This window comes from Bosea sp. F3-2 (assembly GCF_008253865.1).
GTDB lineage: Bacteria > Pseudomonadota > Alphaproteobacteria > Rhizobiales > Beijerinckiaceae > Allobosea.
Window position 1 is genome coordinate 486,875 of the sequence record NZ_CP042331.1, and the last position, 16,459, is coordinate 503,333.

A 16,459-nucleotide genomic window follows, 5' to 3' on the forward strand; every position below is an offset into this window, starting at 1 on the left:
GTCCGGGGCAAGACAGGGAAATGGCGCCGGTCGTGACATGACAACCGGCGCGCGCCCTGTAACATGGCTTGGCCGGAAAGGTTAAGCGTTCAAATCGCAGCGCCAGCGGGGGAGGGGCGGAGAATGCAGCCGGGGCCGCCGGGGCAGGACAAGCCGCGCGGCGCGCGAGCCGAAGCCTTGCCCTTGCGTCTGCGGCCGTCATGGCTGGCCCCTGCGCGTCTCGACGCCTGGCTGCGCGACTGGCAGGCGCGCTTCGGCCGTGCACTTGAGCTGGAAGCCGAGCGCCGCCGCCCGTTCCTGTGGCTGCCCGTGGCGATGGGGGCCGGCATCCTGCTTTATTTCGCGGCCGACCGTGAGCCGGCTTTGTGGGCGCCGCTCGCCGGTTTCGGCATGAGCGTGGTGTTCGCCTATATCCTGCGGACTCGCCGTTTGGCCGCGATGGCCAGCCTGGCGGCGGCCGCTGCCTTCGCCGGCTTCGCGGCCGGTGTCTGGCGTACCGCGGATATCGCGGCGCCGATGCTGGAGCGACCGCGAATCGGCAAGCTGACGGGCTTCGTCGAGAGCGTGGAGGCACGCGACAACGGCGCCCGCATCGTGCTGCTGGTAACGGATTTCGCCGGGATTCCGGCAGCCGAGCGTCCGAGGCGCGTGCGCGTCAATACCCGTGCCGGTTCCGTGGCGCCGGGAGATCATGTCGTCGCGACGGCGCGGCTGCTGCCCCCGCCGGGGCCGGCACGGGCGGGCGGCTATGATTTCGGTCGCGATGCCTTCTTTCGGGGCATCGGCGCTGTCGGCAGCATCGCGGGCAAGATCGCCCTGGCGCCGCCGCCTTATCCGATACCGACGCGCCTTGCCGTCGATGTCGCCATCGACCAGGCCCGCAATGCCTTGACCCAGCGTATCGCCGAGGTGGGGGGCGGGCAGGGTGGGGCGGTCGCCGCCGCCCTCGTCACGGGAAAGCGGGGGCTGATCACCGAGGCGACGAACAACGACCTGCGCGCCGCCGGCATCTACCACATCGTTTCGATCTCCGGCCTGCATATGGTGCTCGCTGCCGGGACGATCTTCTGGCTGGCGCGCGCCCTGCTGGCGCTCTCCCAGACAGCCGCGCTGCGCTGGCCGATCAAGAAGATCGCGGCGGTCGCGGCGATGATCGGCGCGACCGCCTACTGCATCTTCTCGGGCAGCGATGTCGCGACGGAGCGCTCGCTGATCATGACGCTGGTGATGCTCGGCGCGATCCTCGTCGATCGTGCCGCGCTGAGCATGCGCAATCTCGCGCTTGCCGCGATGATCGTGCTGCTGCGCGAGCCGGATGCGCTGCTCGGGCCGAGCTTCCAGATGTCCTTCGGAGCGGTTGCAGCATTGATCGCCTTCGCCGAACGCTGGGAGGGCCGCAAACGTGCTCAGCCGCCTCCGGTGCTGCCGTGGCCGTTGGGGCCGGTCTGGACGGCGGCGCTCGGCATCCTCGTCACCACCTTGCTGGCGACGGCTGCGACAGCGCCCTTCGGTGCCTATCACTTCCAGACTTTCAACCCCTTCGGCCTGCTCGGCAATGCGATGGCTCTGCCCTTCGTCTCGCTCTTCGTCATGCCGGCGGCCGTCTTTGGCGTGCTGGCCTATCCCTTCGGGCTGGACTGGCCGGCATGGGCGCTGATGGGGCTGGCTTCCGATGTCGTGCTCAAGGTGGCGCATTGGGTCGCGACCATCGACCATTCCACCGTGATGATCGCGGCCTTCGGCCCGGTGGTGCTGGTCTGCTTCGTGCTGGCGCTGCTGTGGCTGACGCTCTGGACCACAGCCTGGCGCTGGCTGGCGGCGTTTCCTCTCATGCTCGGCGTCGCCATCGCCGGCAAGCCGGAACGGCCGGAAATTTTCGTCGAACGCGACGGTTCGGGACTGGCGGTGCGGGGCTCAGATGGCCGCCTCGCGATTGCGGGCAAGCCTAGCCGTTTCGTGCTGCAGCAATGGCTTGCAGCCGATGGCGACAGACGTTCGCCGGACGATCCGACCCTGCGCGCCGGCATCGCCTGTGATGCGCTCGGCTGCGTCGCGAAAATCGCCGACGGGCGCACGGTTTCCTACGCGCGCGAGCGGCTGGCGATCATCGAGGATTGCCGTCGCGCCGATCTCGTCGTCACGGCGATTCCCTGGAACGGGACCTGCAAGGCCCGGCTGGTCGACCGGATGGCGCTCTCGCGCGATGGCGCGACGTCGCTCTATCGAGCCGGTGCCGGCTGGAGCAGCCACATCTCCGAACGGGCCTCGGCAGAGCGCCCCTGGAGCCGCCCTAAAGCATCGCCTCCCGCACAGCCGTCACCGCCATCGACGCCGGCGTTGCAAGCCGGCTTCGCGAACAGCGACCCGGATTCCTTATAAGGCGCTCTTCAGGCGAGGCACATCGCGGGCCGTCATTGCGAGGAGCAAAGCGACGAAGCAATCCAGGAGGACTGGGTGAGACGTTCAGCCCAGTCCTCCTGGATTGCTTCGTCGGCTGCGCCTCCTCGCAATGACGATTCCTCCGATCTTACGGCGGTCTAATAGCGCCGCATCAGATTGACGAGGCGGCCCTGGATCTTGACCCGGTCAGGCCCGAGCACGCGCGTCTCATAGGCGGGGTTGGCGGCTTCGAGCGCGATCGAGGAGCCGCGCTTGCGCAGCCGCTTCAGCGTCGCTTCCTCATCGTCAATCAGCGCCACGACGATGTCGCCGGTATTGGCCGAGTCCTGCTTGCGGATGATGACAGTGTCGCCGTCGAGGATGCCGGCTTCGACCATCGAGTCTCCACGCACTTCCAGCGCGTAATGCTCGCCGGAGCCGAGCATGTCGGGCGGTAGCGAGACGGTGTGGCTGCGGTTCTGGATCGCCGAGATCGGCGTGCCGGCGGCGATGCGGCCCATCACCGGGATCGCGATGGAGGAGCGGCTGTCCTCATCGGCGGCAGGGCGGGGCTTGGCGAGACTGGGCTGCGCGCCGAGGCCGCCCTGGACGACCGCGGGATTGAACCTTGGCCGCTGCTGCGGGGCACCGAGCCCGTCAGGCATCTTGATGATCTCGAGCGCACGCGCCCGGTTGGGCAGGCGGCGGATGAAGCCGCGCTCCTCCAGCGCCATGATCAGCCGGTGAATGCCGGATTTGGAGCGCAGATCGAGCGCATCCTTCATCTCGTCGAAGGAGGGTGGCACACCGCTCTCGCGCAAGCGTTCCTGGATGAAGCGCAGGAGTTCGTGTTGCTTGCGTGTCAGCATGATCCCCGCGGGCCCCTCGAAGGCTGGATTCGAAACAAAGCAGGAACACCATACGCGTTCCACTTGTGTTCCGCAAGCAGCGATGCCGTCGCGGAATGCGCGGGCATTTCACCGATAAGAAAACACTTCGGACATTCCGGACAACCCGCGTTAGCAGCGCCGTTCCGGAATCCATCGTAAAAGCCTGGCGCTCTATGATGGATTCCGGGACAAGCCCGGAATGACGGTGCGCTTGCGGAAAAGACGGTCCAGGCTACCGCAGCGGCAGGATGCGGCAGCCGTCGCCTTTTTTTGCCGGCGCGGCATGGGCTGGCCGGATTGTCAGCGCCTGCGCCCGCGCCAACGTGCCGAGCATCGAGGAATCCTGCCGGTCGAAGGGCGTCGCCATCCAGCCATCCGGGGTCAGCTCCAAAGTGGAGCGCAGATAGTCCTCGCGCTCGTCATTTCCTGGCATGTCGCGGCCGAGACGGGCTGGGATGCTGCGGTCGCGGTCGGCCTCGGCCATGCCGAGCAGCGCCTCGATCAGCGGCAGGACGAAGAGATGGCCGCAGACGATCGAGGAGACCGGGTTGCCGGGCAGGCCGACCACGACCATCCGACCGAGCCGGCCGGTCATCATCGGTTTGCCCGGCCGCATCGCGATCTTCCAGAAGCCGAGCGACATCCCGGCCCGCGTCAGCGCCTCTTGTACAAGGTCATGGGCGCCGACCGAGGCACCTCCGAGCGTGATGAGGACATCGGCATCGGCGGCCCGCGCCTGGCCGATCCTGGCGGCGAGGTCGGCATGATCGTCGCGGGCGATGCCGAGATCGAGAACGGCGCCGCCGGCCTTCTCGACCAGCGCGGCAAGCGAGAAGGAGTTCGAGGCGACGATCTGGTCCCGCCCCACCGGCTCCCCCGGCGCCACCAGCTCGTCGCCGGTGGCAAGGATCGCGACGCGCGGCTTGCGCCGAACCGGCAGCGAGGGATGGCCCATCGCGGCGGCGAGGCCGAGGGCCGCGCTGTCGAGCACGCGCCCGGCCGGCAACAGGGCGTCGCCTTCGTGGAAATCCAGCCCGGCTGCCCGCAGGAACTTCCCCTGGGCCGGCGGCACGCGCACGCGGATCGTCGGACTACCGACGCCATCGGCATCCTCCTGGATCAGGATGGTGTCGGCACCTTCCGGCATCGGCGCGCCGGTGAAGATCCGTACGGCTTCACCGGGGCCGACAATCCCCTCGAAGGCCCGGCCGGCAGCGGATTCGCCGATCACGGCGAGCGAGACGCCTTCGGCCATGTCATCACCGCGCACGGCATAGCCGTCCATGGCGGAATTGGCGAAGGGCGGCTGGGTCCGAAGAGCCTTCAGGTCACCCGCGAGCACCCGCCAGGCGCATTGCGCGAGCGGCAGGCTTTCGGCCCCGGTCGGCCCCGGAATGCTGTCGAGCAGCGCCTTGCGCGCGACGGGGACCGGGGTGAGCGCCATCAGAGCACGGTGCCGAAAAGTGGAAACCGGTTTTCGGATGACATCATGCTCGACTTCCTCGTTGCGGAGCCTTCGCCTCATAATCGCCGGACTGGCCGCCGGATTTGTGCAGCAGCCGGATGTTCTCGATCCGCATCGCCCGATCGACCGCCTTGACCATGTCGTAGACGGTGAGGCAGGCGACGGAGACAGCGGTGAGCGCTTCCATCTCGACGCCGGTCTGGCCCTTCATCTTGACCTCGGCACGCACGCGCACGCCCGGCAAGGCCTCGTCGATCTCCAGATCGACCCCGATCTTGCTGAGCAGCAGCGGGTGGCAGAGCGGGATCAGCTCGTGCGTGCGCTTGGCGGCCATGATGCCGGCGAGGCGCGCCGTGCCGAGCACGTCGCCCTTCTTGGCGTTGCCGTCGCGCACGATCCTGACCGTCTCCGGCGCCATCACGACCTGGCCTTCGGCGATGGCGACGCGGGTCGTCTCGGCCTTGTCGCCGACATCGACCATATGCGCCTGGCCTTGGGCGTCGAGATGGCTGAGCCGGCTCACGCCGCGTTCTCTTGCGCGGTGCCTGTCAGCAGGGTCCGCGTTGCGGCCGCAACGTCTGCCTGCCGCATCAGGCTCTCGCCGACGAGGAAGCTGTTGACGCCGGCCTTGTTGAGGCGGGCGATGTCGGCATGGGCGAAGATGCCGCTCTCGCCGATGACGATGCGGTCCGACGGGACGCGCGGCGCGAGCCGTTCGGTCACCGCGAGGTCGACATGGAAGCTGCGCAGGTCGCGGTTGTTGATGCCGAGCAGCCGGCTTTCGAGCTTGAGCGCCCGGTCGAGCTCGGCATCGTCATGCACCTCGACGAGCACGTCCATGCCGAGCGCGTGCGCGGTCTCGTTCAACGCCCTGGCGGTGTCGTCGTCGACGCCGGCCATGATGATCAGGATGCAGTCGGCGCCCCAGCTGCGCGCCTCGTAGACCTGATAAGGCTCGTAGAGGAAATCCTTGCGCAGCGCCGGCAGGCCGGAAGCCTCGCGCGCCTCAGTCAGGAATTCCGGTCGGCCCTGGAAGGAGGGCGCATCGGTCAGCACGGAGAGGCAGGCTGCGCCGCCGGCGGCATAGGCGCGGGCGAGCGAGGGCGGATCGAAATCGGCGCGGATCAGCCCCTTGGATGGGCTCGCCTTCTTGATCTCGGCGATCAGGGCCGGCTTGCCCTCCGCGAGCTTGGCGGCGAGGGCATCGGCGAAGCCGCGTGGCTTGCCGGCAGCACGGGCGCGACGCTCGATCTCGGCCGGCGGGATGACGGCCTTGGCGGCCGCGATCTCCTGGCGCTTGTAGGCTTCGATTTTGGCGAGGATGTCGGTCATGCCGTCCTCACGCGTTCGAGGCTTTGATGAGGGCGTCGAGCGTCGCCTTCGCCTTGCCGGAATCGAGGGCGGCCGTCGCCTGGGCGAAGCCGTCCTTCAGGCTCGCGGCCTTGCCGGCGACCAGCAGCGCTGCCGCGGCATTGAAGGCGGCGATGTCGCGGAAGCCGGTCCTCTCGCCGGCGAGCACGGCATTCAGCGCGGCCGCGTTCTGCTCGGGCGTGCCGCCGCGCAGCTCCTCCGGCTTGGCCGGCTCGAGGCCGACATCGCCGGGGCTAATCGTGAAGCTCTCGACCTTGCCGTTCTCCAGCGAGACGACGCGGGTCGGCCCGGTCGTGGTGATCTCGTCGAGCCCGTCGGAGCCGTGCACGGCCCAGACGCGGGTCGAGCCGAGCGAGGCCAGCACCTTGACCATCGGCTCCAGCCAAGTCTCGGAAAAGGCGCCGATGAGCTGGCGCTTGACGCCGGCCGGATTCGACAGCGGACCGAGCAGGTTGAAGATCGTGCGTGTGCCGAGCTCGGTGCGCACCGGCGCGACATGGCGCATCGAGGCGTGATGCGTCGGCGCGAACATGAAGCCGACGCCGGCCTCAGCGATGCAGCGTTCCGTGCCCGCCGAATCGAGGCCGACCTTGACGCCGAGCGCGGTCAGCACGTCGGCCGCGCCGGAGCGCGAGGAGGCGGCGCGGTTGCCGTGCTTGGCGACGGGCACGCCGCAGGCGGCCGTGATGATCGAGGCCAGCGTCGAGACATTGTAGGAGCCGGAGGAATCGCCGCCGGTGCCGACGATGTCGATCGCCTCGGCCGGGGCCTTCACGGGCAGCATCTTGCCGCGCATCGCGCCGACGGCGCCGGCGATCTCGTCGATTGTCTCGCCGCGCACGCGCAGCGCCATCAGGAAGGCGGCGGATTGCGCGTTGGTGACCTCGCCGGAGAGGATCGTGTCGAAGGCGTCCCGCGCCTCCTCGCGCGAGAGCGTCGCTCCGGTCGCGACCTTGGCGATGAAGGGTTTGAAGTCGTCCATGGAAACTCTGCGGAATTCAGGCTGATGGGGTCAGGGCGGCGGCTTCGTGCTCGCTGCGCCAGCGCTGGGCGAGATCGAGGAAATTCCGCAGGATCGTCGCGCCATGCTCGGAGGCGATGCTCTCCGGATGGAACTGGACGCCGTGGACCTGCAGCTCCCGATGCGAAAGCGCCATGATCAGGCCGTCATCGGTCTCGGCCTCGATGTCGAAGACGGTCGGGCAGGATTCGCGGTCGACGACGAGCGAGTGATAGCGCGTCGCCTGCAGCGGCCCGTTGATGCCGCGGAACAGGCCGCGCGCCCTGTGCCGGATCGGCGAGACCTTGCCGTGCATCGGCACGGGCGCGCGGACAACTTCGCCGCCGAAGGCCTGCCCCATCGCCTGCAGGCCGAGGCAGACGCCGAAGATCGGCTTGCGGCCGGCGCCTTGCCGGACCACGTCGAGACAGATGCCGGCTTCGTTCGGCGTGCAGGGGCCGGGCGAGAGCACGATCGCATCATGCTCGCCGCCCAGCGCTTCTTCGACCGACAGCGCGTCGTTGCGCCAGACATCGACCTCGGCCCCCAGGCCACCGATCAGGTGGACCAGGTTCCAGGTGAAGCTGTCGTAGTTGTCGATCAACAGAACGCGCATGGCCGGACCTGTGAATATGGCCACAGGTCATGCACGTTCGAGGGCGGGGTGGTCAAGTTTTGCGCGGAGCTGTTTGCAGCGCTGACGGCTAAGGCAGTGCGACCCCTCATCCGTCTCGGCTTCGCCGAGCCACCTTCTCCCGCAAGGGGAGAAGGAAGGCGCCGACCGGCCCCCTCTCCCCTTGCGGGAGAGGGTTGGGGTGAGGGGTCGCGCCAACGCCTCCCGTCACAGCACGTACGGATCAGACCGCCGGCGGGTTGAGGCGGGCGAAACCCTCCTGCCGTCGATAGGGGAAGTACGGGTAGGGCGCCGTGCGGACGCTGGCGGCATCGAGTTGCGCGACCTGCTCGGCCGTCAGGTTCCAGCCGACGGCGCCGAGATTGTCGCGCAGCTGCTGCTCGTTGCGGGCGCCGATGATGACCGAGGAGACCGTCGGGCGCTGCAGCAGCCAGTTGATCGCGACCTGCGGCACACTCTTGCCGGTCTCCTGTGCGATGGCGTCGAGCACGTCGACGATGGCGTAGAGCTGTTCGTCCTCGACAGGCGGGCCGAATTCGGCGGTTTCATGCAGGCGGCTGCCGGCCGGAAGCGGCTGGCCGCGCCGGATCTTGCCGGTGAGGCGGCCCCAGCCGAGCGGGCTCCAGACCAGCGCGCCGACGCCCTGATCGAGGCCGAGCGGCATCAGCTCCCATTCGTAGTCGCGCCCGACGAGCGAGTAGTAGACCTGATGCGCGACATAGCGCGGCCAGCCATGGCGCTCGGCAGCGGCAAGCGACTTCATCAACTGCCAGCCGGAGAAGTTGGAGACGCCGACATGGCGCAGCTTTCCGGCGCGGACGAGCGCGTCGAGCGTCGAGAGAACCTCCTCGACCGGCGTGCCGGCATCGAAGGCATGCAGCTGGAGCAGGTCGATATAGTCGGTCCCGAGCCGGCGCAGCGCATCCTCGGTCGCTTTGATCAGCCGGCTGCGCGAGGAGCCGGCATCGTTCGGGCCGTCTCCCATCGGCAGCGTCGTCTTGGTCGAGATCAGCACCTTGTCGCGCCGTCCCTTGATCGCCTCGCCGAGCACCTGCTCGGAGGCGCCGTTCGAGTAGACATCGGCGGTGTCGAAGAGGTTGAGCCCCGCTTCGAGGCAGATATCGACGAGGCGGCGCGCTTCCTCAGCATCGGTGGTGCCCCAGGCGCCGAAGAGCGGCCCCGTTCCGCCGAAGGTGCCTGCGCCGAAACTCAGGGCGGGAACCTTCAGTCCCGAATGGCCCAAACGCCGATATTCCATGATCCGATCTCCTGTGATGACCGGAACATGGCGGCGCGAAGCCGGCGTGATTAGTCTGCCGGCGGGAACAGCATTCGTGAGTTGAAGTCATCGAGTTGGTACGGCGCCGAATTCCGAACCGTGTGCGGTTCGAAAGAAAGCGCGGGTCATCCCGGCCGCAGCGAAGCGGAGAGCCGGGATCCATGCCTGAACCTCAACCGGAAACGCTCCGGCATGGATCCCGGGTCAAGCCCGGGATGACGGCGTGGTTCCGTGGAAGATCCGGAAGGGTCAGCCGCGAGCGCTGCGCGGCATCCCGGCCGTGCGCGGCTGCGCTTGGCCAGGCGCGGTCTCGACGCCCAGCGCGGGCAGGGCGAGTGTCCTGAGCCCACGGAAATCGACATGGCAGACGATCAGGCCGCGCTCTTCGATATAGCCGAGCAGGCGGCGCGCCCGGCTGGGCGAATGGCTGCCATAGACCTCGGCGAGCTCGGCATCGCTGGGACAGGGCCTGCCTTCGATGGCAGTGCGGGCGATGTAGAGGAAAAGCCCCTGCAGGTCTTCCGGCAGCGTGCCGGAGGCCGCCACCGCCGCCTGCCAGCCCTCGCTGGTCGCGACGCTGTCGCTGACGCCGGCCCGCGCCACGGCGAGCCTGCGGCGGAACTCCTCGAGGCTCAGATTCGTGCGGCCCAGCCGGCGCATCCGGCAGCGCACGGTGAAATCCTGGTAGAGCACCGCGACCTGGCGCGAGCGCGCCTCGGGATCGGCCATCAGCTCGCGCAGGATCTCGACCATGATCGCCTCGCGCTCTTCCGGCTCCAGCTCGATCTCCGGCTCGGGCTCCGGCTGCGGAGCAGGACGGTAGGTCTCGATTCGGCGCAACACCTCGTTCGGGTCGGGTCGCGGGCGCGGCGCCGGCCGCACCGGCCGTGCCATCGGCGGCGGCTCGTCCTCGCCGGGCGTGAAGATCAGCTTGCCGGCCTCTTCCGGCGCCTGCTCGGGCAGGGGCATCAGGCCCGGCGCGCCGCCGCGATCGACCGAGGAGACCGCGCCGATCCTGAGCGGCAGCGGCCGCTTCGACAGGGCGGGGCCGAGCGCCACGAACTGGCCGCGTTCGAGGTCGCGGAACATCTCGGCCTGGCGGCGGTCCATGCCGAGCAGGTCTGCCGCGCGTTGCATGTCGATATCGAGGAAGGTGCGACCCATCAGGAAGTTGGAGGCTTCCGCCGCGACGTTCTTGGCGAGCTTGGCGAGGCGCTGGGTCGCGATGACGCCGGCGAGACCGCGCTTGCGGCCGCGGCACATCAGGTTGGTCATGGCGCCGAGCGAGAGCCGGCGCGCCTCGTCGGAGGCCTCGCCCGCCATCACGGGCGCGAAGAGCTGGGCTTCGTCGACGACGATCAGCATCGGGAACCAGAGCGAGCGGTCGACGTCGAAGAGCCCGCCGAGGAAGGCCGCGGTGGCGCGCAGCTGCTCGTCCGCCTCGAGATTTTCGAGGTTCAGTACCACCGAGACGCGATGCTGGCGCACGCGCAGCGCGACGCGCTGCAACTCGGCCTCCCCGCATTCGGCATCGACCACGACATGGCCGAACTGGTCGGCAAGCGAGACGAAATCGCCCTCCGGATCGATGATGGCCTGCTGGACGAGCGGTGCGCTCTGCTCCAGCAGGCGCCGCAGCAGATGCGATTTGCCCGAGCCGGAATTACCTTGCACGAGCAGCCGCGTCGCCAGCAATTCGGCGAGATCGATCAGACCGGGCTCGCCGGTCCTTGTCGTTCCCATCTCGATCGCTGTCGTCATACCGGTCGTGAATCGCCTTGAGTGGTCGGGCGCAGGCGCGCGACCGGGGCTTCTAGCATGGCCTCGCTCCCGCTGGACGCAGGGCAGCCCTGCCTTCCACAGGCAATCGCCGCCGAGAACGCGAGGCTAGCGCGGGCAGCGTAGCGCCCGTTCCTGCCGAACGATGTCGGCAATCACGCGGCGGTCATTTGCCGATAATGGCACGTCCTCGATGTTGTCGTATTGGCAGCCTGCATTGCCGAAGGCCGCGATCGCGCGCTGCGTGCGGAAGCAGTAACCCTGCGCCTTGTAGATCTCGTTGCGGGCGGTCCAGAGGCTCGCGCAGGTCTCGGGGGTGGCGAGGGCCGGGGCTGTTGCTCCGGTTGCGAGCAGAAGGAACGCGGACAACGAAAGGCAAAGGCTGCGCATGCTGGCGGTCTCCGGCACTGAGGATGCGAGCTTTGCGGAAGCGGCTGCCGCAAGGCAACAGTCGGCATGCGACATGATGCCGTCGCAACAGCGGGCTTCGGTAGGAGCGGTCAAAGGGCGGGTGGCGCGATGCGGTTCGGCTATTGCGAAAGACTGGATGCGAGCTTCTGGGCCGAGCCCATCAATGCGGTGACGAACGCCGCCTTCCTTGTGGCGGCGCTGATGGCTTTCTGGCTATGGCGCCGGCAGGAAGGGCGCGACCGTATCGCGCTCACGTTCATCCTGCTGGTCTTCGCGATCGGGGTCGGCTCCTTCCTGTTCCACACCATGCCGAATCGCTGGACGGTGCTGGCCGATGTCGTGCCGATCCAGCTCTTCGCCTTCGGCTATTTCGCATTTGCGCTCAGCCGGTACCTCGGGGCGTCCGGATTGGTCACGGCGATCGGAACGCTTGCCTTCTTCGGCCTCGCGCTCGCTCTCTCCTGGGCGGGGCGTGCAATCCTGCCGGCGATGGTGGCGGGCTCCGCCGGCTATGCGGCCTTCCTGCTGGGGCTTGTCGGCATTGCGTTGGCCATGCCGCGGGATCCGGAGCTCAATCGGCCGCGGAAGCTACTGGCGCTGGCCGGCGCGGTTTTCGCCGCCTCGTTGACGATGCGCAGCATCGACGGGCCGCTTTGCGGGGCCTTGCCGCTTGGCACGCACTGGCTCTGGCACCTGCTAAACGCCCTGGTGCTCTACACATTGCTGCGCGCTGCGCTGCTCTCCGGCAGCAAGTCTACTTCGCCAGTTCCAGGCAGGTGATGAGCTGGACATAGCTCGGCGGCCCGCCAAGGCCCGCGCCCTCGGTGCAGGTCGTCCGGGCACGGGCCGGGTATTCCGACCAGCGCGCTTCCAGCGCGGTACGTGCCTTTTCCTCGTCGTCGCGGCAGGCACTGGTGGGGCGGCCGATACCCGTGGCCGACTTATCGGCGCTGCCACAGGAGGCGTTGATGTCGAAGCGCGGCACCGTGTCGGCCACGGGAATAGTCGGGCTCGCGGAGAGGGAAAGCAGGACAAGACCGACGGAAAGCATGGTGAACACTCCGCAGAATGCGCCCCATCATCGTCCTTGCGCGGTTCAGCCCGTGGCTGTCTGGCGCCGGGTGACGGTGATATCCGAAGCACTATGCACCGCGATGTCGACGATGGCGAGATCGGGGCGATCAATTGCCGGATAGGGAAGCTCGCTGCCGGTCCGCTGCACGAAGACAAGGCTGGCGAGCGCCGGGTGGCCCGCCAGGCGCGAATGGGCCAGCGCCGGCTCCATATTGCCGGGCAACACGAGATGGACACTGCGGCCGCCTTCGATGCAGGCCTGCAGATCGCCGAGGTGGAACAGGCCGAGCGGCAGCAATTCAACGCCGGTGAGCATCGCCATGCCCGGTCCGCTGGCGAGCGCCGCGAGATCGCCGCCGACCAGGGTGCTGACGATCCGCGAGGAGGTCATCGGCTTCAGCGCTCGCGAGATGTCGAGCGCCTTGCCGAGAATTTCCCGCTCAGAGATCCTTTGCGGGCCTTCGAGCGAGATGGCATCGGCGACCTGCAGCCAGGGCCGCTCGACCGGGCCGGGCAGGGGATGCAGGCTCGCATTGGCCAGCAGGGCGTCGAGCGGAGCGACGCCATCGGGCACGTCTGGACCGAAGCCGCCGACGAAGCGGGTGCTGAAGGCGCGCATCGCGAGGTTGCGGAGCGTCAGCAGGGGGCGTAGCGGCCCGACGCGACTGACGCCGAGCGCCATGATCGCGCCCGCAGCCTCGATGAGACGCAGGAGCTCAAGTTCGTTGCCGTGCAGCGGCAGCATCAGCGGGGAGAGCCCGGCCCGCAGGCAGGCGAGCACGGAAACGACCGCCTCGGGTCCCAGAGGCGCCAGGATCGCCACGCTTGCGCCCGGCTGCCCCTTGTTGACGGTCAGAAGCCGTGCGAGCTGGTCGATGCGTTGATCGAGCTGCAGGAAATTGATCGAGGCCGGGCCGACATCGCTCCAGCCGCGCCGCCCCGGCGGATCGCGGAGCGCTGCCTCATAACCGCGCCCGCGCGTCAGGGCCTTGAGCAGCGTGTCGAGATCGAGCCCATCGAGCAGGGCGGAAGCCTCGTCCTGTTCTGCTCGCATCGACAGACCCTAGTTCGCCGGAGCCGGCGTGGCCGGGAGGCGCGCCAGCGTTTCATTGGAGAGGAAATAGGCCGGCTGGCGCCCTGCCATCACCACGTCCCGCGCAAGGGCGAGCCAGGTGTCGGGCAGGTAGTAGAGCGGCACGACGTAGAAGCCCGACAGCAGCAGCCGGTCGAGCGCCCGCACGGCGGCGACGAAATCCTCCCGCTCGCGGGCGCCGAGCAGGGCCTGCAGCACCGCATCGACGGCGGGCGATCTCACCCCGGCATAGTTGAGCGAGCCCTTGCGCTCGGCATTCGCTGCACCCCAGCGCCCGATCTGCTCGTTGCCGGGCGAGGCGGAGGCCGGCCAGGTCCACTGGATCATGTCGAAATCGAAGGCCGAGAGCCGCCGCCAGTACTGGACGTCGTCGATCAGCCGGACATTGGCCGTGATGCCGAGGCGGCCGAGCGACTGCGCATAGTTCAGCGCCAGCCGCTCCTGCGGGCGGCTGGTCACGGTGATCTCGAAGGTAAAGGGTTCGCCCTTACCGTTGCGCAGCACCCCGTCCTGCAGCGCGTAGCCGGCCACCCTGAGCAGGTCGAGCGCCTTGCGCGCCTGTTCGCGGTCCCGGCCCGACCCATCTGTTTCCGAGGGTTTCCAGGTGCCTGACAGGATATCCTCGCGTACCGCATCAGGAAAAGCGGCGAGCAAGGCCTTCTCGCGCGCATCGGCGGGGATGCCGAGGGCGGAGAGCGGCGAATCGGAAAAGAAGCTGCCGGCGCGTCGATAGACGCCATGGAACAGGTTGCGGTTGACCCATTCGAAGTCGAACAGCAGGCCGAGCGCCTCGCGCGCCCGGACGTCGGAGAACACCGGGCGGCGTGTGTTGAAGACGAGGCCCGTCATCCCCTTGGGCGTGTCGAAATGCAGGGTCTGGCGGGTGATGCGCCCGTCATGGACCGCGGGGATGTCGTAGCCGGTCATCCAGCGCGTCGGATCGCCTTCGAGCCGGGCGTCGTAGAGCCCGGCCTTGAACGCCTCGAACAGGGCGTTGGAGTCGCGGTAGAAGTCGTAGCGGATCTCGTCGGCATTGAAGAGGCCGCGGGTCAGCGGGTGATCCTCGGCCCAGAAATCCTTCCGCCGCTTCAACGTCAGCGATTCGCCCGGCCGGACCTCGCTGACCGCATAAGGGCCGGAACCGAGCGCCGGCTTGAAGCTCGTATCGCCAAATGTCTCGGCATTGGTCGCGTGCTTGGCGAAGATCGGCAGCGCGCCGATCACCAGCGGCAATTCGCGATTTGAGCCGTCGCCGAGCTCGAACTCGACCCGCTTCGGCGAAGGCGCCGACGCCTTGGTGATCCGAGCAAGGCTGGAGCGATGGAAGGGCTTGCCCTTCGTCTTCAGCATCTCGACCGTGAAGAGCACGTCCGGGGCGGTGACGGGCGCGCCGTCCGAGAAGGTTGCGCGAGGGTCGATCTCGAAGGCGAGCTTCCTGCGATCGGCGTCGAGCTCCGCCCGCGAGGCCAGCAGGCCATAAGCGGTGAAAGGCTCGTCGGCCGAGCGGAAGAGCAGGCTCTGCTGCACATATCTCGGCACGGCATCGGGCGCGACGCCGAGAACGATCAGCGGGTTCAGGCTGTCGAAGGTGCCCTGGATGCCGAAGATGATCCGCCCGCCGCGCGGGGCCTTGGGGTCCGCATAGGGAAGGTGGGCGAAACCTGGGGGCAGGGCGGGCTGGCCGTGCATCGCTATGGCGTGCTGCACCGGGGCCGAATCAGCCAAGGCCGAGCCGCCGCGCGCCAGCAGGGCGAGCGGACTCAAGGCGAGCATCATGTTGACCCTGCGGCGGCTCATCGCCAAGGGCGATCGGCAAAAATCCATCGTAAGACCTGATTCCCTACGTAAGAATAGCATGGGCCGCCGGCCGTCACGCAGCTATTCGGGCTGGAAACCGACGCGCGAACTCGCTAAAGGCGAGACCGGGTGTCATTCAAACGCCTCAATCGCCCTTGATGTGCACGGCTTGCTATGGCCGGCGTCGTCATGCGATTGGGCCGTCGGCGGTGACGCGCGGCTTGCGAAGTCGTAATCCCCGAATTCGCCTGATAAGGAAAGACAGAGAATGTCCGCTTCGTTTCGCCTGTCATCGTCTGCTCTAGGGCTGGTTCTCAGCGCGGCGGTCGGCTTCGCGCCCGTCGCGGCTTTCGCGCAGGCCCAGCGCCCCGCGGCTCCGGCCCAGCGCCCTGCAGCCCCGCCGGCTCAGCAGCCTGCCGCCCCGGCGCAGCAGCCCGGCGCCGCTCCCAGCGGCCCGACCGTCGTCCAGGTCAAGCCCGAGCCGTCCCAGACGAGCTGGACCAAGGTCTGCGGCAAGGACCAGGCCGCCAACAAGGAAATCTGCTACACCACCCGCGACTTCGTCTCGGATCAGGGTCAGCCGGTGCTGGCCGCCGCCGTCTATGACGTGAAGGGCGACCCGAACAAGATCGTGCGCTTCCTGATGCCGCTCGGCCTGCTGCTGCAGCCCGGCATCCGCTTCGGCGTGGACAACGCCCAGCCGACCGGCGGCCGCTACGCGATCTGCTTCCCGAATGGCTGCTTCGCCGAGGCGCAGGTCAAGGACGACTTCATCAACGCGATGAAGAAGGGCACGACGCTCAACATCAGCGTTCAGAACCAGGGCGCCCGCGAGGTGACCTTCGCCATCCCGCTCGCCGATTTCGCCAAGGGCTTCGACGGCGCGCCGATCGATCCGAAGGTGCTCGAGGAGCAGCAGAAGCAGCTTCAGGACGAACTGGCCAAGCGCCAGGAAGAGCTGCGTCAGCGCCTTGGCGCCGGCGGCGCCAATGCGGCCCCGGGTGCTGCTCCGGCGCCGGGCGCGATGCCTGCCCCCGGTGCTGCTCCGGCGACCCCGCCCAAGCCCTGATAGGCGCAGTCGGAACACGAAATCGAAAGGCCGGCCCTTGGGGGCCGGCCTTTTGCGTTTATGGCTCCGTTGCGGGAGTCTGTTCCGAGGGAACCAAGCCGTCTTTCCGGGGCTTCGCGTGAGCGAAGAGCCCGGAACCCATGAACACGGCGTTAGATGATAGGACTCGTCGGGCCGGCGCCGTTATGACGGGCCGTCGTGGTCATGGGTTCCGGGCT

The 16,459-nt window shown here is 68.2% G+C and carries 15 protein-coding genes; 3 read left to right on the forward strand and 12 right to left on the reverse strand.

Annotated features, from left to right (window positions below):
- The first annotated feature begins 123 nt into the window (after positions 1-123).
- The gene (locus tag FQV39_RS02365; RefSeq protein WP_248313211.1) at positions 124-2,379 is read left to right on the forward strand and encodes a ComEC/Rec2 family competence protein; all 2,256 of its coding nucleotides are present in this window, start codon (positions 124-126) and stop codon (positions 2,377-2,379) included.
- Between the two features lie 158 nt (positions 2,380-2,537).
- Here FQV39_RS02365 and lexA read toward each other — a convergent pair whose 3' ends face one another.
- The 9 genes from lexA to FQV39_RS02410 all read right to left on the reverse strand — a co-directional run bounded on the left by lexA (position 2,538) and on the right by FQV39_RS02410 (position 11,187).
- A complete protein-coding gene (gene lexA, locus FQV39_RS02370) occupies positions 2,538-3,248 on the reverse strand; it encodes a transcriptional repressor LexA (RefSeq protein ID WP_149128845.1) in 711 nt (236 codons plus the stop codon).
- Between the two features lie 253 nt (positions 3,249-3,501).
- A complete protein-coding gene (locus FQV39_RS02375; protein WP_149128846.1) occupies positions 3,502-4,713 on the reverse strand; it encodes a molybdopterin molybdotransferase MoeA in 1,212 nt (403 codons plus the stop codon).
- A gap of 43 nt (positions 4,714-4,756) precedes the next feature.
- The gene (gene moaC / locus FQV39_RS02380) at positions 4,757-5,257 is read right to left on the reverse strand and encodes a cyclic pyranopterin monophosphate synthase MoaC (protein ID WP_149128847.1); all 501 of its coding nucleotides are present in this window, start codon (positions 5,255-5,257) and stop codon (positions 4,757-4,759) included.
- A complete protein-coding gene (trpC, locus tag FQV39_RS02385) occupies positions 5,254-6,066 on the reverse strand; it encodes an indole-3-glycerol phosphate synthase TrpC (protein WP_149128848.1) in 813 nt (270 codons plus the stop codon). Before trpC ends, moaC begins: the two co-directional genes overlap by 4 nt.
- A 7-nt stretch (positions 6,067-6,073) precedes the next feature.
- Complete coding sequence (trpD, locus tag FQV39_RS02390; protein ID WP_149128849.1) at positions 6,074-7,087, reverse strand: anthranilate phosphoribosyltransferase; 1,014 nt, start codon at positions 7,085-7,087, stop codon at positions 6,074-6,076.
- 16 nt (positions 7,088-7,103) lie between these two features.
- A complete protein-coding gene (locus tag FQV39_RS02395) occupies positions 7,104-7,721 on the reverse strand; it encodes an anthranilate synthase component II (RefSeq protein WP_149128850.1) in 618 nt (205 codons plus the stop codon).
- A gap of 241 nt (positions 7,722-7,962) precedes the next feature.
- Positions 7,963-8,997: an aldo/keto reductase gene (locus tag FQV39_RS02400; RefSeq protein WP_149128851.1), complete on the reverse strand. Its 1,035-nt coding sequence runs from the start codon at positions 8,995-8,997 to the stop codon at positions 7,963-7,965.
- A gap of 270 nt (positions 8,998-9,267) precedes the next feature.
- Positions 9,268-10,779: a helicase HerA domain-containing protein gene (locus FQV39_RS02405; protein WP_149128852.1), complete on the reverse strand. Its 1,512-nt coding sequence runs from the start codon at positions 10,777-10,779 to the stop codon at positions 9,268-9,270.
- Between the two features lie 126 nt (positions 10,780-10,905).
- Positions 10,906-11,187 carry a YARHG domain-containing protein gene (locus tag FQV39_RS02410; protein ID WP_149128853.1) on the reverse strand — a complete coding sequence of 94 codons (282 nt, stop codon included), beginning with the start codon at positions 11,185-11,187 and terminating at the stop codon, positions 10,906-10,908.
- Between the two features lie 129 nt (positions 11,188-11,316).
- On the opposite strand from FQV39_RS02410, the gene FQV39_RS02415 reads away from it, so the two are divergent.
- The gene (locus FQV39_RS02415) at positions 11,317-11,988 is read left to right on the forward strand and encodes a ceramidase domain-containing protein (protein WP_149128854.1); all 672 of its coding nucleotides are present in this window, start codon (positions 11,317-11,319) and stop codon (positions 11,986-11,988) included.
- Here FQV39_RS02415 and FQV39_RS02420 read toward each other — a convergent pair.
- From FQV39_RS02420 to FQV39_RS02430, 3 genes are read right to left on the reverse strand one after another with little or no spacing between them, the layout of a single operon-like run.
- Positions 11,963-12,259, reverse strand: a complete 297-nt coding sequence (locus tag FQV39_RS02420; RefSeq protein WP_149128855.1) for a hypothetical protein — start codon at positions 12,257-12,259, stop codon at positions 11,963-11,965. The two genes, FQV39_RS02415 and FQV39_RS02420, sit on opposite strands and share 26 nt — an antisense overlap.
- Before the next feature lie 45 nt (positions 12,260-12,304).
- Positions 12,305-13,336, reverse strand: a complete 1,032-nt coding sequence (locus FQV39_RS02425; protein ID WP_149128856.1) for an AMP-binding protein — start codon at positions 13,334-13,336, stop codon at positions 12,305-12,307.
- Positions 13,337-13,345: 9 nt separating this feature from the next.
- Positions 13,346-15,172, reverse strand: a complete 1,827-nt coding sequence (locus FQV39_RS02430) for an extracellular solute-binding protein (RefSeq protein WP_149128857.1) — start codon at positions 15,170-15,172, stop codon at positions 13,346-13,348.
- Between the two features lie 268 nt (positions 15,173-15,440).
- Between FQV39_RS02430 and FQV39_RS02435 the strand changes: the two genes are divergently transcribed.
- Positions 15,441-16,241, forward strand: coding sequence for an invasion associated locus B family protein (locus tag FQV39_RS02435; protein ID WP_149128858.1), 801 nt, complete (start codon positions 15,441-15,443; stop codon positions 16,239-16,241).
- The last annotated feature ends 218 nt before the right edge of the window (positions 16,242-16,459 follow it).